Consider the following 19,012-nt stretch of genomic DNA (forward strand, 5'->3'; position numbering starts at 1 on the left):
AAGAGGCTGCCTCCGGGAACTCCGGCCAACACGAGCAAGCACCCGGCAGCCTGTGCCGGGTGTGGCAGGAGGGGGTGGCATGGCCACCCCCGGGCTGCTTCCCGACTGCTTAATGTTGCTTGCCCGGAGCCATCATGCCCCCCGATCGCAAACCTTCCGCCGCTGTCCTGATCCTCAAGCTGGCCTTGCTCGCCTGCGTGCTGGCGGTGCTGGTGTTGGGCGCATCGCCACTGCTGCGTGCGCTGTTGCACGCGACCGGGCTGTCGCCATTGCCGCCGCCCGCGCCCGCGACGGTGACACTGCGTTTGGTCGGCAGTGCGCCGGGCGATGCCTGGCACCTGCTGCCGCAGCAGACGACTTTGCAGGTGCAGCCTGGCCCGTTCATCCAGCTGGCGTACGACATCCGTAACGACAGCCCTTATTTTGTAGCCATGCAGGCCTTGCCCCGCTACGAGCCGGCAGTGGCCGCCACCCATATCAAGAAGCTGACATGCTTCTGCTTTGCCGAGCAGCGCTTTGCGCCGGGACAGACGCGGCGCTTTCCCGTGGTGATCGTGCTGGACAAGAACCTCCCCGCTAGCGTGCGCCAGATTACTTTGTCGTACCAGATACAGGCATTGCCAGCATGAAACTGTGTTGCCACCGCCTGCGCCGCCGCTGGCAGCTGCCCGACCTGGTGCTGCTGGCTATCGAACTGGCCGTGCTGGTGGTTTGGCTAGCCATTGTGCTGCTGGCCACCTAGTCTGATCGTCATGTCCCTCTTGTTGCCGGTTGGCCGCTAATGACCGTTACCCTTTCCCGATTCCGTCTGTCGCGCCTGCTGCTGTGGCTGGGCTTGATCTGCCTGCTGCTGGCGCTGTGGCAATGGCAGCAGGGCATTCAGGCCAGTGTCCAGCTGGCCGCCCACGCCCGTGCGGCCAACCTGCCGCCGCAGGCGCTGGCCGAAGTAGAGCAGGGCGCGCATCCGCAAGGGCAGCGGGTGTGGCTGACGGTGAGGGCGAGTGGCCACAGCGTGCGCGTTGCCAACGCCAGCCTGCAAGGGCGTGACGGCGTGCGCGAGTGGCAACCGGTGCAATTGCTGGACGGCAGCTGGGTGGTCATCGACCGCGGCTGGCTGGCGCGGCCGGCACCGCTGTTACAACTGCCATTGCCTGCCGGGCGGCTGACCGGCCGCTGGGTGGCCAGGCCGGCCCAGCCGGAAGGCATGCGGGTGCGGGTCGGGCTGTCTGGCGAGGTGGACGTGCTGGATTGGCCGGTGCTGGCCCGCCAGCTGCCAGGGCCGTTGCGCGAAGGCTTGGTGGTACTGGACCCGGCCTTGCGCCCGTACCGCAGCTGGCCGGTCCTGCCACAGCTGGACCCGGCGCTGCATCGCCAGCGAGCCGGCTGGCTGCTGGCCGTGGCGGCCGGCTGCCTGTTGCTGGCCAGGCTATTGCGGCGCCGGCCGGCCTGAGCCGGGGCGGCTTGCCGTGTGGCCGGCAAGCGCCTATGCTGCTGCACCGTGTGCGTCATGCCGTTTGCCTGTGCTGGCGCGCCTTCCTTATTGCTACGGGATGCCTCGATGAAGTCCGTGATCGCCTCTTGCTGTGCCGCTGCCCTGCTGCTGTTCGGGTTGGCCGCGTGCACGCCCGACCCCCAGCCGTTAACGCTGAAAGCCACTGACATCAGCAGCGCCGATTTCGGCCAGCCGTTCACGCTGACCGGCCAGGACGGCAAGCCGCACGCGCTGGGCGACTACCAGGGCAAGGCGGTGGCGCTGTTCTTCGGTTATACCCACTGCCCCGATATCTGCCCCACCACCATGCTGGAGTACCAGCAGGTGATGAAGCTGCTGGGCAAGGACAGCGACCGCGTGCAGGTGCTGTTTGTCAGCATCGATCCGCAACGCGATACGCCGCAGGTGCTGGCAGGTTACGTACCGTTTTTCGACAAGCGCTTCATGGGCCTGACCGGCAGTGCGGAGCAAGTGGCCAAGGTGGCTGCGCAGTACAAGATCGTGGCGCAGCGCCAGGACCGGGCCGATGGTGGCTACACCATGGACCATAGCGCCGGCAGCTATCTGTTCGATACGGCGGGCAAACTGCGCGTTTATGTGCCGTACGGCACGCCGGCGGCGGACATTGCCCATGATTTGCAGCAGCTGTTGCGCTAGAATTGCCTGTCATTCAGGCAGGCAATAGTGCGGAAACCGTGATCGTGACTGAAGAAAAACGCGCCGGCAACGAGCCGGCTGACCTGGCGAAATACACGCTGTCCTCGCGGGCCGAGATCGTGGCGCATCTGCGTACCATCATCGACCACCGCCAGAACGTGACCGTGTTCTCCAACAAGGGCAAGTCTTTCATCATTACCCGCTTGCTCGATATCGACCCCGAGCGCGGCGTAATGGTGCTGGACTGGGGCGCCAAGGAGCACGAAAACCGCATGCTGCTGCAGAGCGAGCGCAATGTGTTCGTCAGTGCGCCGGCGGGGGTGAAGACCCAGTTTTCTACCGGGCCGGTGCGCGAAATCAGCTTTGAAGGCGCGCCGGCGTTCGAATCGCCGCTGCCGACCCAGGTCATCAAGCTGCAGCGGCGCGAATTTTTCCGCATCCATACCCCGGTGGCACAGCCTGTGCTGTGCCGGCTGGTCGACCACGCCAGCGGCGAGAAGCTGCTGCCGCTGTTCGACATTAGCCTGGGTGGCATGGCGCTGACATTGCCGGTGTCGCACGGCGACTGGCTGGAAGCCGGCCAGGTGTACCAGCAGGCCGTGATCGAACTGAAACCGTTCGGCACCTTGCAAGTGGGGGTGGAAGTGCGCCATATCATGCGTTTGCAGATGAAAAATGGCACGGAAATGCTGCGTGTGGGTTGTATGTTCCAGGGTATGAACACGCCACGCGAGACGCTGGTGCAGCGCTACATCGCGCAGCTTGAGCGGGAGCGCCGTGCTCTGGTACGCTGAGGCCAACCTATTGCAACGCAGCACGCCACCATGACCCTGACCATTGCCCTGTCCAAGGGCCGCATTTTTGAAGAAACCTTGCCGTTGCTGGCTGCCGCCGGCATCGTGCCGGCCGAAGCGCCGGAATCTTCCCGCAAACTCATCATCGGCACCAACCGCCCCGACGTGCGGCTGGTGATCGTGCGCGCCTCCGACGTACCCACCTACGTGCAGTACGGCGCCGCCGACCTGGGTATTGCCGGCCGTGACGTGCTGATCGAGCACGGCGGTGCCGGCCTATACCAGCCGCTGGACCTGAACATTGCCAAGTGCAAGATGATGGTGGCGGTGGAAAACGGTTTCGATTACGACGCTGCCGTCAAACACGGCGCCCGCCTGAAGGTGGCCACCAAATACCCGCAGATCGCGCGCGAGCACTTTGCCGCCAAGGGCGTGCACGTGGACATCATCAAGCTGTACGGCTCGATGGAGCTGGCACCGCTGGTGGGCCTGGCCGACGCCATCGTCGATCTGGTGTCCACCGGTGGCACCCTGAAGGCCAACAACCTGGTGGCCGTCGAGCACATCATCGATATCAGCTCGCGTCTGGTGGTGAACCAGGCGGCGCTGAAACTCAAGTACGACACCATCCAGCCGGTGCTGGATGCCTTCGCTGGCGCCGTCCAGCCGTAACTGTCCCCGCTGCGGCCAACCTTGGGGTGGGCCGCGGCCCCCGGAGCCGCACGCATGCAACGCCTGTCTTCTACCCAAGCCGACTTCGACGCCCGCCTGAAAGCCCTGCTGGCGTTCGAAACCGCCCAGGACCCCGCCGTCGATACCGCTGTCGCCGCCATCTGCGAGGACGTCAAAGCCCGTGGTGATGCCGCTGTCGTCGAGTACACCAACCGCTTCGACCGCATGAGCGCCGCCAGCATGGCCGAGCTCACCCTCAGCCGCGACGCGCTGCAAGCCGCGCACGACCGCCTGCCGGCCCACGTGCGCGACGCGCTGGTGGCTGCCGCCGAGCGCGTGCGCCGCTACCACGAGAAACAGCTGGCGCATTCCTGGAGCTACGAGGACGAAGACGGCACCTTGCTGGGCCAGCAAGTCACCCCGCTGGACCGCGTGGGTATCTACGTACCCGGCGGCAAGGCCGCCTACCCCAGCTCGGTACTGATGAACGCGATGCCGGCCAAGGTGGCCGGCGTGGGCGAAATCATCATGGTGGTGCCCACCCCCAATGGCGAGCAGAACGATCTGGTGTTGGCCGCAGCCTATATCGCCGGTGTGGACAAGGTATTTACCTGTGGCGGCGCCCAGGCCGTGGCCGCGCTGGCCTACGGTACCGAGAGCGTGCCGCAGGTGGACAAGATCACCGGCCCGGGCAACGCCTACGTAGCCGCCGCCAAGCGCCGCGTGTTCGGCGTGGTGGGCATCGACATGGTGGCCGGCCCGTCCGAAATCCTGGTGATCTGCGACGGCGATACCGACCCGGACTGGATCGCGATGGACCTGTTCAGCCAGGCCGAGCACGACGAAATCGCCCAGGCCATCCTGCTGTGCCCGTCGGCCGACTACATTGCCCGCGTGGAAGCCAGCATCGCCAAGCTGCTGCCGGCCATGCCGCGCCGCGCCATCATCGAGCAGAGCCTGGCCAACCGTGGCGCGCTGATCGAGGTGCGCGACCTGGCCGAAGCCTGCGACATCGCCAACTACATCGCCCCGGAACACCTGGAGCTGTCGGTGGCCAACCCGGACGCCTGGCTGCCCAGCCTGCGCCACGCCGGCGCCATCTTCATGGGCCGTTTCACCTCGGAAAGCCTGGGCGACTACTGCGCCGGCCCCAATCACGTGCTGCCCACCAGCCGTACCGCGCGCTTTGCCAGCCCGCTGGGGGTGTACGACTTCCAGAAGCGCAGCAGCCTGATCCGCGTGTCGCACGCCGGCGCGCAGAAGCTGGGCAAGATCGCCAGCATCCTGGCGCATGGCGAGGGTTTGACTGCGCACGCCCGCGCCGCTGAATTGCGCCTGGACGAATGAAAACTTAACGAAACTGGCCTACGCTCCAAAGCACAAGGAGCGACACGCCGATGACACGCCATCTGGCCGGACTCTGTCTGGCCTTTCTTTTTGCCTGGGCCCAGGCGACACCCAGCGTCATGCTGGTAGACAGTTACCATGCCGGCTATGCCTGGAGCCAAGCGTGGCGCAGTAGCTTGATGGCCAGCCTGGGCGGCAAGGTGCGTTTCCTTTACGCCGAGCTGGACAGCAAGCGTCAGCCGCGCGACACGCTGGAGCCGCGTGCCGCGCAGATTCTGGTACAGATCCAGCGCCTGCAGCCCGACCTGGTACTGGTAGCCGACGACGCCGCGCTGCGCTTTGTGGGCGCCCGGCTGGCCGGCAGTAAAACGCCGGTGGTGTACCTCGGCATCAATCAGAACCCGCGCCATTACCTGCAAGAACACGCGGCCAACGTCACCGGCGTGCTGGAGCGGCCGCTGGTGCGGCGTAACGTCAGCCTGATGCGCCAGCTGGTGCCGGGCATACAGCGCGTGTTGCTGTTGTTCGATAACGACCTGACCTCGGAGGTGATCCAGGAAGAGCTGTTCGGTCGCGCCAGCACCCTGCAGGACGGCAAGGTGCAGATCGATCTGGTGCGCGCCATCGACTACGCCGACTGGCAGCGGCAGGTCAGCCAGGCGCCAGGCCGCTACCAAGCAATCTGGACCGGTCTGTACCAGACGCTGCGCGACGCTAATGGCAAGGTGGTGCCGGATAGCGAGGTCATTGCCTGGACCGCGTCCAACAGCACACTGCCGCTGTTTGCGTTCTGGGATTTCGCCGTGGGGGCGGACAAGGCCGTGGGTGGGCTGGTGCTGTCCGGTCGCGACCAGGGCCGGCTGGCTGCCGGGCTGGTGCAACAAATCCTGTTCCAGCGTCGCCAGCCGGGCAGTTTGTTTCCGCTCAACGGCGGTAGCGGGCAGTTACTGTTCAGCCGTGGTGCGCTGCAGCGATTCGGCCTGCAGCTGCCGCCGGCGTGGGCCGGCCAGGTGCGTCTGATCGAGTAGCCGCCCGCGCCGAATCGGGTTAGGATGGTGGCTCTGTGAATTGATTGCGTCGGGCTTTGCCGGCAGTTCCAACCGGCCCCGCCGGTATTGAAATGTCGAGCAAAATGTCTATACAGCAGTGGTTCCGCCCCGATGTTCTGGCCATGCAGGCCTATCACGTTGCCGACGCAACGGGCTATCTGAAGCTCGATGCGATGGAAAACCCGTACCGACTCCCCGAAGCGTTGCGCGCCGAGCTGGGCCAGACCCTGGCCGAGGTGGCGCTGAACCGTTACCCCGACCCGCACGGCGATGGCCTGAAGGACGCGCTGAAAGCCGCCTTTGCCATCCCCGCCGCCGCCGACGTGGTGCTGGGCAACGGCTCCGACGAGCTGATCACCCTGCTGACCCAGGCGCTGCCGGCCGATAGCGTGGTGCTGGCGCTGGAGCCTTCCTTCGTGATGTACCGCATGAACGCGCAGCTGTCGCGCATGCGTTACGTCGGCGTGCCGCTGAACGACGATTTCTCGCTGGACCTGGCCGCTACGTTGGCCGCCATCGCCGCGCATCAGCCGGCGGTCGTGTTCGTGTCCTACCCCAATAACCCCACCGGCCCGCGTTTTGCCCGCCAGCAGGTGGAAGCCATTCTCGACGCTGCCCCCGGTCTGGTGGTGGTGGACGAAGCCTACCAGGCGTTTGCCGACGATACCTTCATGAACCTGGCCGGCCAGCACCCGCGGCTGGTGGTGATGCGCACGCTGTCCAAAATCGGCCTGGCCGGCCTGCGGCTGGGTTACGCCGCCGGCGCGCCGGACGTGATCGCTCAGCTGGACAAAGTACGCCCGCCGTACAACGTGAACGTGCTGACCCAGGCCGCCGCCAAGTTTGCGCTGCGCCATCTGGACGTGTTCGACGCCCAGGCCGCCGAATTGCGCGCCGAGCGCAGCCGCCTGGCCGATGCGCTGTCGGCGCGTGCCGAGTGCACGGTGTTCCCGTCCGAGGCCAACTTTGTCACCGTGCGGGTGCCGGATGCTCCGGCGCTGTTTGCCGCGCTGAAAGCGGCCGGCATCCTGGTGAAAAACCTGCACGGCTACCACCCGTTGCTACAACACTGCCTGCGCCTGACCGTGGGCAGCCCCGATGAAAACACGGCCGTGCTTGCGGCCATCGATTCCTTCTTTGCCTGAAGCCCCATGCGTACCGCTACCGTAACCCGCAATACCCTGGAAACCCAGATCACCATCAGCCTGAACCTGGATGGTACCGGCGTCGGCCGTTTCGACACCGGCGTGCCCTTCCTCGACCACATGATGGACCAGATCGCCCGCCATGGCCTGATCGACCTCGACGTGCACGCCCGTGGCGACCTGCATATCGACGCCCACCATACCGTGGAAGACATCGGCATCACGCTGGGTCAGGCCTTTGCCAAGGCCATCGGCGACAAGAAGGGCATCCGCCGCTACGGCCATGCCTACGTGCCGCTGGACGAGGCGCTGTCGCGGGTGGTGATCGACCTGTCCGGCCGCCCGGGCCTGGAATACCACATCCCGTTCACCCGCGCCTGTATCGGTAGCTTCGACGTGGACCTGTTCAGCGAATTCTTCCACGGCTTCGTCAACCACAGCATGGTGACGCTGCACATCGACAACCTGCGCGGCGTGAACAGCCACCATCAGGCCGAAACCGTGTTCAAAGCCTTTGGCCGTGCGCTGCGCATGGCGGTGGAAGTGGACGAACGCATGGCCGGCCAGACGCCGTCCACCAAGGGGACGCTGACCGCATGAAAGTAGCCGTCATCGATTACGGCATGGGCAACCTGCACTCGGTGCTCAAGTCCGTCCAGTACGTCAACGACATCGGCGCCGACATCTTCCTTACCTCCGACCCGGAGCGGGTAGTGACGGCCGACAAGGTGATCTTCCCCGGCCAGGGTGCCATGCCGGACTGCATGCGCGAGCTCAACGCTTACGGCCTGGCCGAGGCGGTACGCGAAACCACACGTAGCAAGCCGTTCTTCGGCATCTGCGTCGGCGCCCAGCTGTTGTTCGAGCACAGCGAGGAGGGCGATACCCCCGGTCTGGGTATTTTCCCGGGGCAGGTCAAGCGCTTTGCGGCCAACCTGCACGATGCTGGCGGCGAGCGACTGAAGGTGCCGCACATGGGCTGGAACCGCGTGTTCCAGCAGCGCGCCCACCCGCTGTTTGCCGGCATTGAGGACGGAGAACGCTTCTACTTTGTGCACAGTTACCACTTTGCACCGGCCAGCCAGGGTATCACCCTGGCTGAAAGCGAGTATCCCGAACGGTTTTCCTGTATCGTCGGTGATGGCAATATATTTGCCACCCAGTTCCACACCGAAAAGAGCCACCGCGCAGGCCTTCAGATGATGAAGAACTTCCTGTCGTGGGATGGCACTGTTTAACTTACCGTAGATTTTCCGCACCATGCTGCTGATACCCGCTATCGACCTCAAGGACGGTCAGTGCGTGCGCCTGAAACAAGGCGTAATGAGCGATGCCACCGTATTCTCCGACGATCCTGTGAAAGTTGCGTTGCACTGGCGAGACCAGGGCGCACGCCGCTTGCATCTGGTGGATCTGAACGGTGCCTTCGCCGGTAAACCGAAGAACCTGGCGGTGATCCGCGACATTCTCGAGGCGGTCGGCAACGACATGCCGGTGCAACTGGGGGGCGGCATCCGCGACCTGGACACCATCGAGAAGTACTTCGATCTGGGCCTGAAATACGTGATCATCGGCACCGCCGCGGTGAAAAACCCCGGCTTCCTGCACGATGCCTGCGACGCCTTCCCCGGCCAGGTCATCGTTGGCCTGGACGCCAAGGACGGCATGGTTGCCATCGATGGCTGGGCCAAAGTGACCACCCATAACGTGATCGACCTGGCCAAGCGCTTCGAAGACTACGGCGTGAACTCGGTGATCTACACCGATATCGGCCGCGACGGCATGATGAACGGTGTCAATATCGACGCCACCGTCAAGCTGGCGCAGGCGCTGACCGTACCGGTGATCGCCTCTGGCGGCCTGACCGACCTGGAAGACGTGCGCAAGCTGTGCGCGGTGGAAGGCGAGGGCATCGAAGGTGCCATCACCGGCCGCGCCATCTACGAAGGCAGCATCGACTTTGCTGCCGCCCAGGATCTGGCTGACGAACTGTCCGAAGCCTAAACCCTGCGTTGGCCGCATGCCGTCCGGTATGCGGCCAACCTTCTGTTGTTTCTGATCATGTCCCTAGCCAAACGCATCATCCCCTGTCTCGACGTGACCGCCGGTCGTGTGGTGAAAGGGGTCAATTTTGTCGGCCTGCGCGACGCCGGTGACCCGGTGGAAATCGCCAAACGTTACAACGAACAGGGCGCCGACGAGCTTACTTTCCTCGACATTACCGCCAGCTCCGACGACCGCGACCTGATCCTGCACGTGATCGAGTCGGTGGCCGAGCAAGTATTCATTCCGCTCACCGTTGGTGGCGGCGTGCGCCAGGTGGCCGACATCCGTCGCCTGCTGAACGCCGGTGCCGACAAGGTCAGCATCAATACCGCAGCGGTGACCAACCCCGACCTGGTGAAGGAAGCGGCCGACAAGTTCGGCAGCCAGTGCATCGTGGTGGCGGTGGACGCCAAAGCGGTGACGCCGGAAAACGACCGCTGGGAAATCTTCACCCACGGCGGGCGCAAGCCTACCGGCCTGGACGCGGTGGAATGGGCGGCACGCATGGCCGAATACGGCGCCGGCGAAATCCTGCTGACCAGCATGGACCGCGATGGCACCAAGATCGGCTTCAACCTGCCGTTGACCCGCGCCGTGTCCGACGCGGTGCCGATTCCGGTGATTGCGTCCGGTGGCGTGGGCAATCTGCAGCATCTGGTGGAAGGCGTGACCCAAGGCAAGGCCGACGCGGTACTGGCGGCCAGCATTTTCCACTTTGGCGAATACACGGTGCGCCAGGCGAAAGAAGCCATGCGTGCAGCCGGTATTGAAGTCCGTCTGTGAGGTTGGCCGCATGACACCCCCGAATTGGCTGGATGAAGTGAAATGGGACGACAAGGGCTTGGTGGTCGCCATTGCCCAGGATGCCCACAGTGGCCGCGTGTTGATGGTGGCTTACATGAACCGTGAGTCGCTGCAGCTGACCGCGGAAACCGGCATCGCCCATTACTGGACGCGCTCGCGCCAGAAACTGTGGAAAAAGGGCGAGGAGTCCGGCCACACCCAGACCGTGAAAGAGCTGCGTCTGGATTGTGACGGTGACGTCATCACCATGCAGATTGAACAGGCAGGCGGCATTGCCTGTCATACCGGGCGCGAAAGCTGCTTTTTCCGCGTCTGGCGCGATGGCCAGTGGGTTGTCACCGACGAGGTGCTGAAAGACCCGGACGCCATCTACCACTCACACTGAATTTGATCTGCGGCAAGGGTTAACGCCAGTACCACCTGTTACAAGGATGTCACATTATCGACATATACTGGCGGGGCGCCGGTAGCCGGGAGACGCATATGAACGCGACCGAAATTTTCAAGAATATTGGTGATACGCTGGAGGCCCGCAAGGAAGCCAGCCCAGCTTCTTCCTACGTGGCCTCGCTGCTGCACAAGGGCGAGGACGCCATCCTGAAAAAGGTGGCCGAAGAGGCCGCCGAAGTGCTGATGGCCTCCAAAGACAAGGACCGCCTGCACCTGGTGCGCGAAGTGGCCGACCTGTGGTTCCATTCCATGGTGCTGCTGGCGCACCACGGTCTGCGTGCCGAAGACGTGGTAATGGAATTGAAACGCCGCGAAGGCATTTCCGGCATTGATGAAAAAGCGTCGCGTACGCAAGGCTGAACGGAATCCGACATGAGTGACTGTATTTTCTGCAAGATCGCCAAGGGCGAGATTCCGGCCAAGAAAGCCTACGAAGACGACGATGTGGTGGTATTCCACGATATCAACCCCAAGGCGGACGTGCACTTGTTGCTGATCCCCAAACTGCATGTAGAATCGCTGGCGCAGTGTGACATCCGCCACCAGCAGATACTGGGCAAACTGTTGCTGCTGGCGCCGGTACTGGCGGCTGAGCACGGCCTGGCGCAAGGTTTCAAGACGGCCATCAACACCGGTGTCGGTGGTGGCCAGGAAGTTTTCCACCTGCACGTACACGTGTACGGCAATCGATAAATCCGGGTAGACATACCCGCCTTGTTTAGAGGTAGAAGTCCATGGGTTCCTTTAGCATCTGGCATTGGCTGATCGTGCTGCTGGTTGTGGTTCTGGTATTCGGTACCAAGAAACTGCGCAATATCGGCGAAGATCTGGGCGGTGCAGTGAAAGGTTTCAAGGAAGGCATGAAAGGCGAGGGCGACAAAGACGCCCAGGGCCGCGTCATCGACGTCGAACAAGACAAGAAATAAGCGCGGGCGGCCAACGTGTTCGAAATCAGTTTTGGCGAGTTGCTGGTTATCGGTGCCGTGGCACTGGTGGTGCTGGGCCCGGAGCGGCTACCTACGGTGGCGCGTACCATCGGCGCCCTGGTTGGTCGCGCCCAGCGCTTTGTGGCGAGTGTGAAATCCGATATTCACCAGCAAAGCCAGATGGCTGGCCTGCATGAACTGAAGCAGGACATTCAGGACGCTGCCGATGCTTTCCGTACCCAGGTAGAACGTGAGGCGGCTGACGTGCGGCAGGTTGCGCAAGACATTTCCTACAGTGTCGAGCCGGTACAGCAAGCCGTGCAGGAAACCGTGGCAGACGTACAGCAGGCGGTACAGGCTGATGCGGACGACGATCATCGCATTGCCCCCGCCGACATGCTGGCTGCCGCCGGCATTGCCCCGGCCGAGCCTGCCGCCAAGGATGACGGCCAGCTCGACCTTTTCGCCCAGCCTGTCCCAGATGCCGCCACGCCGCTGGCGGCATCGTCTGCCGAGTCCCGTAGCTAATCTCCATGGATCAACAACCTCTTCTGGCGCACCTGATCGAGCTGCGCAACCGGCTGGTGCGCATTGCTGGCGTTCTGCTGGTGGTGCTGCTGTGTCTGGTGCCGTGGGCCGGTGATGTCTATCACCTGTTTGCCAAACCGCTGATGGACGTGCTGCCGCAAAACAGCAGCATGATTGCCACCGAGGTCACCGCGCCGTTCTTCGTGCCGCTGAAGGTCACCATGCTGGTGGCGTTCCTGATCACTTTGCCGCATACGCTGTACCAGATCTGGGCCTTTGTGGCGCCGGGCCTCTACAACCACGAAAAAAAGCTGATCGTGCCGCTGATCGTGACCAGCGTGGCGCTGTTTATGCTGGGTATGGCCTTTGCCTACTTTGCCGTCTTCCCGGTGGTGTTCGGCTTCATGAGTGCCCATACGCCGGAAGGTGTGGCGATGATGACCGATATCGACAAATACCTGTCGTTTGCCCTGGGCATGTTCGTTGCCTTTGGCGTGACCTTCGAGGTGCCGGTGATCGTACTGGTGCTGAACCGCATGGGGATTGTTTCCCTGACGCAATTGCGGGAAGGGCGCTCTTACGTGATTGTCGGCGCCTTCGTGGTTGCCGCCGTAGTGACACCACCGGATGTGCTGTCGCAGATCATGATGGCCATTCCGTTGTGGCTGCTGTACGAAGTCGGCATCGTGATGTCGATGCTGATCAACAAGGAAAAAAACCATGCTGGGCCTGTCTGACCCCCGTCCGTTTCACTGGGGGGCCGTTGCCAGTTTGCTGGCCCTGATTCTGCTGACGCTTGCCTGGGAGCTGTGGCTGGCGCCATTGCGACCGGGTGGTTCGTGGCTGGTCTTGAAAGCGGCTATCCTGTTGCTGCCGCTGATGGGTGTACTGAAGGAAAAGGTGTATACCTACCAGTGGTCCAGCATGTTTATCCTGGCGTTTTTCGGTGAGGGCGTGATGCGTGCCTGGGGGGATAGCGGCCTGTCACAACCGCTGGCCATGGCTGAAGTGGCACTGACGGTGCTCTATTTCACCAGTGTGGTGCTGTATGTCAGGGCCAAGCGCCTTCAGGCTGCCGCCTGAGCCTCGTTTTTTTATTCAAGAGCCAGCGTCTGCTGGCTCTTGTTGTATGTGGTATTCGTTAGTCGAATTGGCAATACATTGTTAAAGATAAATCAAATGTTGCTTGCAGGTTTGGCAGGCCTTCCCGATAATGTGTCACACGTGACACATGCATCCCGGCGCGAAAATCTATAACGATACAGTACCGCTTCGCCTTGAAAAGAGCGTATGGATAAACCAGACCAAAGCAACGCGGCCGCAAGTATTCCCCTGCGTGCCACTCATCTCGATCCCCTGCTGGATTGCCTGTTCGAACTCACTCGCCTGCACGGCATTACCACCACCCGAGACTCCCTGGTGGCAGGTATTCCGATGGACGGCCAACGGCTCAGCCCGTCGATGTTTTCACGCGCCGCGCGCCGTGCTGGCCTGGCCTCGCGCGTGTTGCGTCGCCCGCTGAAACAGTTGCCGAACGCCTTGCTGCCGGCGGTGCTGATTCTGAACAACGACGATGCCTGCCTGCTACGCAAAGTCGACGACGTGGGGTGCTTCCATATCAGCCCGGCCGAGCTGCCGGAGTCGGAACAGGTGATGACGCTGGATGAGCTGCAGGCCATTTACAGCGGCATCGTGATCGTGGTCAAGCCGCGTTTCCGCTTTGAAAAGCGCATCCCCGAATTGCAGCAGGCGCGCAGCGAACACTGGTTCTGGCACGCGGTGTTGCAAGGGCGGCCGTTGTATCGTGACGCGCTGATCGCAGCCTTTTTCGTCAACTTTTTTGCCCTGGCTTTCCCCCTGTTCTCGATGAACGTGTATGACCGGGTAGTCCCCAATATGGCGTTCGATACGCTGTGGGTGCTGGCACTAGGGGTGGTGCTGATGCTGGTGTTCGACTTCGTGTTGAAGCTGACGCGGGGTTACCTGATTGATCTGGCCGGCAAGCGGGTTGACGTGCTGTTGTCGGCCCTGATTATGGAGCGGGTACTGGGTATCCGCATGGAGGCCCGCCCGGCGTCAGTGGGTGCCTTTGCGGCCAACCTGCGTGCATTCGAATCACTACGCGACTTCATCGCGTCGGCCACCATTACCACGCTGGTGGATGTGCCGTTTGCCTTGTTGTTCCTGCTGGTGATGCTGTGGATTTCCCCGTGGATGGTGCTGCCGCCGCTGATTGCCATCATCCTGATGCTGTTGCTGGCCTTCATCGTACAAGCCAAGATGCAGGAGCTGTCAGAAAGCACCTTCCGTGCGTCAGCGCAACGCAATGCACACCTGGTGGAAGGTCTGGTCGGTCTGGAGACGGTCAAGACCCTTGGGGCTGAAGGTGAGCTGCAAGGGCGCTGGGAAAAGGCCACACTGTTCCTGGCCCAGATTGGCACCCGCTTGAAGTTTCTTTCGGCGGTGACCATGAACTCCGCTGCTTTCATCCAGCAGGTGATGTCGGTGGCCATCCTGATATTGGGGGTGTACCTGATCAAGGAAGGCCAGACCTCGGTGGGGGGACTGATCGCCTGCACCATGCTGGCTGGCCGCGCTATCGCCCCGCTGGGTGCCGTAACCGGACTGATGACGCAGTACAACAATGCCAAGTCGTCCCTGACCTCGCTGGAAGGCCTGATGGCGCAGCCGGTGGAGCGCGAGAACGAAAGTACTTTCTTCCACCGCACGCATTTCAAGGGGGATATCGAATTCAGCAATGTCGACTTCACCTATCCCAACAGCCCGCTAGGGGCGCTGCATAATGTGTCTTTCTCAATCAAGGCAGGTGAGCGTGTAGCCATTCTGGGGCGGGTAGGCTCTGGCAAATCCACCATCCAGAAGCTTGTAATGGGGCTGTACCAGGCGCAGCAAGGTGCGGTGCGCATCGACGGGATCAACGTGCAGCAGGTAGACCCGGCTGAGTTGCGGCGGCACGTCGGTTATGTATCGCAAGACCCGGTACTGTTTTATGGCACCTTGCGTCAGAACATCAGTATGGGTCAGCCGCATGTACACGATGCCACCATTGCCGCCGCAGCCGAGATGGCTGGCCTGACCGACTTCATCAACGCGCACCCCGACGGCTTCGATATGGTCATCGGCGAACGTGGCGAGTCATTGTCCGGCGGCCAACGCAAGGCCGTTACCATCGCCCGGGCGTTGCTGAATGCGCCGCCCATCCTGTTGCTGGACGAACCAACCAGCAATATGGACCACAGTACCGAAACAGCCATGAAGCGTACTTTCGAGAAGATTGTCAGCGGCAAGACGCTGATCCTGGTGACGCACCATACCTCCTTGCTAGATCTGGTAGACCGCATCATCGTCATCGACCAAGGGCGGATCCTGGCGGATGGCCCCAAACACGAGGTCGTTCAGGCCTTGCAACAGGGCAAGATCGGGAGGGCGCAAGCATGAACTGGCTGCTGACCCGACTGGAGAAACTGCGTCACTCCACCAACCCGTTGATCCAGAAACTGCTGGGTTGGTCTTCCGCAGAAGATTTGCAGGATCGCCAGGATTTCGCCTCCGATGCCGAGTGGGCCATTCTGACGCAGGACCCGCGTCGTCCGCGCTTGTTCATCTGGACGATCGGCCTGTTCATCGTGACGGCCTTGATCTGGTCGTCGCTGGCCACGCTGGATGAAGTGGCACGCGGAGACGGCAAAGTGGTACCCACCAGCCAGATCCAGCATCTGCAAAGCCTGGATGGCGGCGTGGTGTCCAAAATTCTGGTGAAAGAGGGCGATATTGTCGAACGCGGCCAACTGTTACTGCAGGTAGACAATACCCGTTTCGTTTCTTCACTCAATGAAAACCAGTCGCAGCTGATTTCGCTGCAGGCCAAGGCTTCGCGCCTGCGTGCACTGGCCGAAGGCCGGCCGTTTTCCTTGCCTCCAGATGTGTCGACAAAAGCACCGGAAATTGCGCGTCAGGAAATGGACCTTTATCAGTCCAAACGCATGGAACTGGAGGCGAATCTTTCTATTGCCCGCCAGCAGTTGTCGCAGCGTACGCAAGAGCTGAATGAGGCACGTGCCCGCCGTGATCAGGCTAATCAGGGTCTGGAGCTGACCCAGCGTGAGCTGAATGTGACTCGCCCGCTGCTCAAATCCGGCGCCGTATCCGAGGTGGATATCTTGCGACTGGAACGCGATGTGTCGCGCTATCGCGGCGAGCGGGACATGTCGAATGCCCAGGTACCGAAAATCCAGTCCGCCATCAGCGAGGCATCGCGCAAGATTCAGGAGGTGGAGCTGGCTTTCCGCAACCAGGCCAGTACCGAGTTGTCCGAAACGCTGGCCAAGCTCAGTACTTTGGGGGCCGGTAATGCCGCGCTGCAAGACAAGGTAAAACTCACGGAAGTGCGTTCGCCTGTGCGTGGTGAGGTCAAACGTCTGCTAGTGAATACCGTGGGCGGTGTGGTGCAGCCGGGGCGCGACATCCTCGAAATCGTGCCACTGGATGAATCGCTGATTATCGAAGCCAAAGTATCGCCGCGGGATATTGCCTTCCTGCACCCGGGGCAACGCGTTTTCGTTCGCTTTACTGCCTATGACTCCACCATCTACGGCGGGCTTAAAGGATCATTGCAGCAAATCGGTGCCGACTCCATTACCGATGAAAAAGGCAATACTTATTATGTTGTGCGTGTTAAGACGGATACGTCACATTTAGGTACGCAAGGTAAATTGCCCATCATTCCGGGGATGACAGCTGAAGTGGATATTATTACCGGCAATAAGAGCGTTCTTAATTATTTGCTGAAGCCGGTTCTGCGTGCCAAGGCACAGGCACTGAGTGAGCGATAATAAATGTATACCATACTGATTTCCTCCAGCATTTCCTTGCAAGAGCATTTGTCAGAAGCTTTGGGTTCTTTTATTGAAATTCATCACTCACTATGGCACTTCGCTGCAGAAGCCAAATTGAATGCCGGTGATGTGACCTGGGTGGATGCCGATAATCAGGACCCGGAGCTGATTGCTCGCTTGTGCCGGGGTGATTTCGGCCAAGTCCGGGTTATCGTGATGAGCAGCACGCCTAGCGATGCTGCCGCAGTCGAGTGGCTAGGCAAAGGGGCTGCCGGTTACCTGCATGCTTTTTCGGCGCCTGACACCTTGCGTCAAACCATGTCGGTTGTTGCCTCTGGTGGCTTATGGGTCGGGGTTGGCCTGATGCAGCAGCTGTGCGCGCGCTTTGGGCAGCTTAGCAAGCCGGCTCATCCGTTGCTGGCACAACTGACTGAGCGCGAGCGTGAAGTAATCCAGTATCTGAAAACCGGCATGAGTAATAAATCTATCGCAAAACAAATGGATATATCGGAGCGCACGGTAAAAGCCCATTTGACTGCAATATTCGTAAAATTCGATGTGACAGATAGGATACAGCTTTTATTGAAATTGGCGGTATAGATAAAAATTGCCCTTTGGTACAATAGGGATTGGATAAAAAGCCCCATTACATTGCAGTATCACAACAATGTAATGGGGCTTTTATCATGGCTGATACCACAAACGCACAAGGCAAGGTTGTTGCTATTTCTGGCCAGATTCTGGCGGTATCGCCGGATGGTAGCCGCCGTATCCTGAAACTGGGCGATAGCATTGCGATAGGGGAGCGCCTGCTGGTGGCAGATGGCGCCTATATCGAAGTGCAAGGGAGTAACGGCAATATCCTGCGTGTTGCCGACGAGCGTAATATCCTGTTTACCGAAGAAGTCTTTCTTGCAACAGAAGACCCCACTACCACTACCATTGCGCCATTGAGCAATGACACCAATGCCGTGTTGGCCGCATTGGCGCAAGGGCAAGACCCGTTGCAAGATCTGGAAGCTACCGCAGCGGGGCTGAATGCGGGCGCCGCAGATGATGGTGGTATCAGTTTTGTACGCATTGCTCGAGTAGCCGAAACCATTCAAGGGCTCACGCTCAGTAGCGAAAGTCCGTTGAGTCTGGGTAGTACCCTGGTGGTGGTCGACGACGATGCCCTGCCGGAGACCACGCCCCCCGCTTTGACCGTTGCGCTCGACCCGGCCAGCGACAGCGGCACTAAAGGTGATGGCATTACCAACGACAGTACGCCCACGATCGGCGGTACTGGTGAGCCGGGCAACACCATCACCATTACCACGCCAACCGGCGAAAGCATCACTACTACCGTCAAACCGGATGGCACCTGGACTGCGACGCCGACCCAGCCGCTGCCCGATGGCAACAACACCATCAGCGTGAAAGCCACCGATCCTGCCGGCAATAGCAGCACCAGCAGTGTACCGGTGACCGTCGACACCACACCGCCTGCCGTCACCGCCAAACTCGACCCGGCCAGCGACAGCGGCACTAAAGGTGATGGCATTACCAACGACAATACGCCGACGATCAGCGGCACCGGTAGTGCTGGCGACACCATCACCATTACCACGCCAACCGGCGAAAGCATCACTACTACCGTGAAACCGGACGGTACCTGGACGGCGACGCCGACCCAGCCGCTGCCCGATGGCAACAACACCATCAGCGTGAAAGCCACCGATCCTGCCGGCAATAGCAGTACCAGCAGCGTACCGGTGACCGTCGACACCACACCGCCTGCCGTCACCGCCAAACTCGACCCGAGCAGCGATAGCGGTACCCAAGGCGACGGCATCACCAACGACAATACGCCGACGATCAGCGGCACCGGCAGTGCTGGCGACACCATTACCATTACCACGCCAACCGGCGAAAGCATCACTACTACCGTCAAACCGGACGGCACCTGGATGGCGACGCCGACTCAGCCGCTGCCCGATGGGAACAACACCATCAGCGTGAAAGCCACCGATCCTGCCGGCAATAGCAGCACCAGCAGCGTACCGGTGACCGTCGACACCACACCGCCTGCCGTCACCGCCAAGCTCGACCCGAGCAGCGACAGTGGTAGCAAGGGTGATGGCATTACCAACGACAATACACCGACGATCAGCGGCACCGGTAGTGCTGGCGACACCATCACCATTACCACGCCAACCGGCGAAAGCATCACTACTACCGTCAAACCGGACGGCACCTGGACGGCG

At 61.4% G+C, this 19,012-nt stretch carries 23 protein-coding genes; all 23 read left to right on the top strand.

The window, feature by feature from the left end; translation table 11 throughout:
- Nucleotides 1-134 precede the first annotated feature (134 nt).
- Nucleotides 135-629, top strand: coding sequence for a cytochrome c oxidase assembly protein (locus FLQ03_RS14190; RefSeq protein WP_144370829.1), 495 nt, complete (start codon nt 135-137; stop codon nt 627-629).
- 152 nt (nt 630-781) lie between these two features.
- A complete protein-coding gene (locus FLQ03_RS14195; RefSeq protein WP_144370830.1) occupies nt 782-1,450 on the top strand; it encodes an SURF1 family cytochrome oxidase biogenesis protein in 669 nt (222 codons plus the stop codon).
- Between the two features lie 108 nt (nt 1,451-1,558).
- A complete protein-coding gene (locus tag FLQ03_RS14200; RefSeq protein ID WP_144370831.1) occupies nt 1,559-2,149 on the top strand; it encodes an SCO family protein in 591 nt (196 codons plus the stop codon).
- Nucleotides 2,150-2,193: 44 nt separating this feature from the next.
- Entirely contained in the window at nt 2,194-2,943 is a 750-nt protein-coding gene (locus FLQ03_RS14205; protein ID WP_144370832.1) for a flagellar brake protein, read from the top strand.
- A 30-nt stretch (nt 2,944-2,973) separates the two neighbouring features.
- Nucleotides 2,974-3,615 (top strand): ATP phosphoribosyltransferase, encoded by a 642-nt coding sequence (gene hisG, locus FLQ03_RS14210; RefSeq protein WP_144370833.1) that lies wholly within the window; start codon nt 2,974-2,976, stop codon nt 3,613-3,615.
- 54 nt (nt 3,616-3,669) lie between these two features.
- Nucleotides 3,670-4,962 (top strand): histidinol dehydrogenase, encoded by a 1,293-nt coding sequence (hisD, locus tag FLQ03_RS14215; RefSeq protein WP_144370834.1) that lies wholly within the window; start codon nt 3,670-3,672, stop codon nt 4,960-4,962.
- 50 nt (nt 4,963-5,012) lie between these two features.
- Nucleotides 5,013-5,990, top strand: a complete 978-nt coding sequence (locus FLQ03_RS14220; RefSeq protein WP_144370835.1) for an ABC transporter substrate-binding protein — start codon at nt 5,013-5,015, stop codon at nt 5,988-5,990.
- 104 nt (nt 5,991-6,094) lie between these two features.
- Nucleotides 6,095-7,156, top strand: coding sequence for a histidinol-phosphate transaminase (gene hisC / locus FLQ03_RS14225; protein ID WP_206210981.1), 1,062 nt, complete (start codon nt 6,095-6,097; stop codon nt 7,154-7,156).
- A 6-nt stretch (nt 7,157-7,162) separates the two neighbouring features.
- Nucleotides 7,163-7,756, top strand: coding sequence for an imidazoleglycerol-phosphate dehydratase HisB (hisB, locus tag FLQ03_RS14230; RefSeq protein WP_017510280.1), 594 nt, complete (start codon nt 7,163-7,165; stop codon nt 7,754-7,756).
- Nucleotides 7,753-8,394, top strand: a complete 642-nt coding sequence (gene hisH, locus FLQ03_RS14235; RefSeq protein WP_144370837.1) for an imidazole glycerol phosphate synthase subunit HisH — start codon at nt 7,753-7,755, stop codon at nt 8,392-8,394. Before hisB ends, hisH begins: the two co-directional genes overlap by 4 nt.
- Before the next feature lie 22 nt (nt 8,395-8,416).
- The gene (gene hisA / locus FLQ03_RS14240) at nt 8,417-9,160 is read left to right on the top strand and encodes a 1-(5-phosphoribosyl)-5-[(5-phosphoribosylamino)methylideneamino]imidazole-4-carboxamide isomerase (protein WP_144370838.1); all 744 of its coding nucleotides are present in this window, start codon (nt 8,417-8,419) and stop codon (nt 9,158-9,160) included.
- A gap of 57 nt (nt 9,161-9,217) precedes the next feature.
- Nucleotides 9,218-9,985 carry an imidazole glycerol phosphate synthase subunit HisF gene (gene hisF / locus FLQ03_RS14245; RefSeq protein ID WP_144370839.1) on the top strand — a complete coding sequence of 256 codons (768 nt, stop codon included), beginning with the start codon at nt 9,218-9,220 and terminating at the stop codon, nt 9,983-9,985.
- 10 nt (nt 9,986-9,995) lie between these two features.
- Nucleotides 9,996-10,391, top strand: a complete 396-nt coding sequence (gene hisI / locus FLQ03_RS14250) for a phosphoribosyl-AMP cyclohydrolase (RefSeq protein ID WP_144370840.1) — start codon at nt 9,996-9,998, stop codon at nt 10,389-10,391.
- A 98-nt stretch (nt 10,392-10,489) separates the two neighbouring features.
- Nucleotides 10,490-10,816, top strand: a complete 327-nt coding sequence (locus tag FLQ03_RS14255) for a phosphoribosyl-ATP diphosphatase (protein ID WP_144370841.1) — start codon at nt 10,490-10,492, stop codon at nt 10,814-10,816.
- A gap of 12 nt (nt 10,817-10,828) precedes the next feature.
- Nucleotides 10,829-11,149, top strand: coding sequence for an HIT domain-containing protein (locus FLQ03_RS14260; protein WP_144370842.1), 321 nt, complete (start codon nt 10,829-10,831; stop codon nt 11,147-11,149).
- 41 nt (nt 11,150-11,190) lie between these two features.
- Nucleotides 11,191-11,382 carry a Sec-independent protein translocase subunit TatA gene (tatA, locus tag FLQ03_RS14265; protein WP_144370843.1) on the top strand — a complete coding sequence of 64 codons (192 nt, stop codon included), beginning with the start codon at nt 11,191-11,193 and terminating at the stop codon, nt 11,380-11,382.
- 15 nt (nt 11,383-11,397) lie between these two features.
- Nucleotides 11,398-11,910 carry a Sec-independent protein translocase protein TatB gene (gene tatB, locus FLQ03_RS14270; RefSeq protein WP_144370844.1) on the top strand — a complete coding sequence of 171 codons (513 nt, stop codon included), beginning with the start codon at nt 11,398-11,400 and terminating at the stop codon, nt 11,908-11,910.
- Between the two features lie 5 nt (nt 11,911-11,915).
- Nucleotides 11,916-12,647, top strand: coding sequence for a twin-arginine translocase subunit TatC (gene tatC / locus FLQ03_RS14275; protein ID WP_144370845.1), 732 nt, complete (start codon nt 11,916-11,918; stop codon nt 12,645-12,647).
- Complete coding sequence (locus tag FLQ03_RS14280) at nt 12,631-12,993, top strand: DUF2069 domain-containing protein (protein ID WP_144370846.1); 363 nt, start codon at nt 12,631-12,633, stop codon at nt 12,991-12,993. Before tatC ends, FLQ03_RS14280 begins: the two co-directional genes overlap by 17 nt.
- 207 nt (nt 12,994-13,200) lie before the next feature.
- On the top strand, nt 13,201-15,369 hold the full coding sequence (locus tag FLQ03_RS14285) for a type I secretion system permease/ATPase (RefSeq protein WP_144370847.1): 2,169 nt from the start codon (nt 13,201-13,203) through the stop codon (nt 15,367-15,369).
- A complete protein-coding gene (locus FLQ03_RS14290; protein ID WP_144370848.1) occupies nt 15,366-16,763 on the top strand; it encodes an HlyD family type I secretion periplasmic adaptor subunit in 1,398 nt (465 codons plus the stop codon). The genes FLQ03_RS14285 and FLQ03_RS14290 overlap by 4 nt, the downstream gene beginning before the upstream one ends.
- Before the next feature lie 3 nt (nt 16,764-16,766).
- The gene (locus FLQ03_RS14295) at nt 16,767-17,366 is read left to right on the top strand and encodes a response regulator transcription factor (protein WP_144370849.1); all 600 of its coding nucleotides are present in this window, start codon (nt 16,767-16,769) and stop codon (nt 17,364-17,366) included.
- Nucleotides 17,367-17,452: 86 nt separating this feature from the next.
- On the top strand, nt 17,453-19,012 hold a 1,560-nt coding region (locus FLQ03_RS14300), incomplete at its 3' end, for a retention module-containing protein (protein ID WP_144370850.1).

The sequence above is a fragment of the Vogesella urethralis genome (assembly GCF_007644045.2).
Classification (GTDB): domain Bacteria; phylum Pseudomonadota; class Gammaproteobacteria; order Burkholderiales; family Chromobacteriaceae; genus Vogesella; species Vogesella urethralis.

Bases quoted from the DNA above. Each gene is read 5' to 3' on its own strand.
- FLQ03_RS14190 (WP_144370829.1), top strand. From the start codon at position 135: ATGCCCCCCGATCGCAAACCTTCCGCCGCTGTCCTGATCCTCAAGCTG.
- FLQ03_RS14195 (WP_144370830.1), top strand. From the start codon at position 782: ATGACCGTTACCCTTTCCCGATTCCGTCTGTCGCGCCTGCTGCTGTGG.
- FLQ03_RS14200 (WP_144370831.1), top strand. From the start codon at position 1,559: ATGAAGTCCGTGATCGCCTCTTGCTGTGCCGCTGCCCTGCTGCTGTTC.
- hisG (WP_144370833.1), top strand. From the start codon at position 2,974: ATGACCCTGACCATTGCCCTGTCCAAGGGCCGCATTTTTGAAGAAACC.
- hisD (WP_144370834.1), top strand. From the start codon at position 3,670: ATGCAACGCCTGTCTTCTACCCAAGCCGACTTCGACGCCCGCCTGAAA.
- FLQ03_RS14220 (WP_144370835.1), top strand. From the start codon at position 5,013: ATGACACGCCATCTGGCCGGACTCTGTCTGGCCTTTCTTTTTGCCTGG.
- hisC (WP_206210981.1), top strand. From the start codon at position 6,095: ATGTCTATACAGCAGTGGTTCCGCCCCGATGTTCTGGCCATGCAGGCC.
- hisB (WP_017510280.1), top strand. From the start codon at position 7,163: ATGCGTACCGCTACCGTAACCCGCAATACCCTGGAAACCCAGATCACC.
- hisH (WP_144370837.1), top strand. From the start codon at position 7,753: ATGAAAGTAGCCGTCATCGATTACGGCATGGGCAACCTGCACTCGGTG.
- hisA (WP_144370838.1), top strand. From the start codon at position 8,417: ATGCTGCTGATACCCGCTATCGACCTCAAGGACGGTCAGTGCGTGCGC.
- hisF (WP_144370839.1), top strand. From the start codon at position 9,218: ATGTCCCTAGCCAAACGCATCATCCCCTGTCTCGACGTGACCGCCGGT.
- hisI (WP_144370840.1), top strand. From the start codon at position 9,996: ATGACACCCCCGAATTGGCTGGATGAAGTGAAATGGGACGACAAGGGC.
- FLQ03_RS14255 (WP_144370841.1), top strand. From the start codon at position 10,490: ATGAACGCGACCGAAATTTTCAAGAATATTGGTGATACGCTGGAGGCC.
- FLQ03_RS14260 (WP_144370842.1), top strand. From the start codon at position 10,829: ATGAGTGACTGTATTTTCTGCAAGATCGCCAAGGGCGAGATTCCGGCC.
- tatA (WP_144370843.1), top strand. From the start codon at position 11,191: ATGGGTTCCTTTAGCATCTGGCATTGGCTGATCGTGCTGCTGGTTGTG.
- tatC (WP_144370845.1), top strand. From the start codon at position 11,916: ATGGATCAACAACCTCTTCTGGCGCACCTGATCGAGCTGCGCAACCGG.
- FLQ03_RS14280 (WP_144370846.1), top strand. From the start codon at position 12,631: ATGCTGGGCCTGTCTGACCCCCGTCCGTTTCACTGGGGGGCCGTTGCC.
- FLQ03_RS14285 (WP_144370847.1), top strand. From the start codon at position 13,201: ATGGATAAACCAGACCAAAGCAACGCGGCCGCAAGTATTCCCCTGCGT.
- FLQ03_RS14290 (WP_144370848.1), top strand. From the start codon at position 15,366: ATGAACTGGCTGCTGACCCGACTGGAGAAACTGCGTCACTCCACCAAC.
- FLQ03_RS14295 (WP_144370849.1), top strand. From the start codon at position 16,767: ATGTATACCATACTGATTTCCTCCAGCATTTCCTTGCAAGAGCATTTG.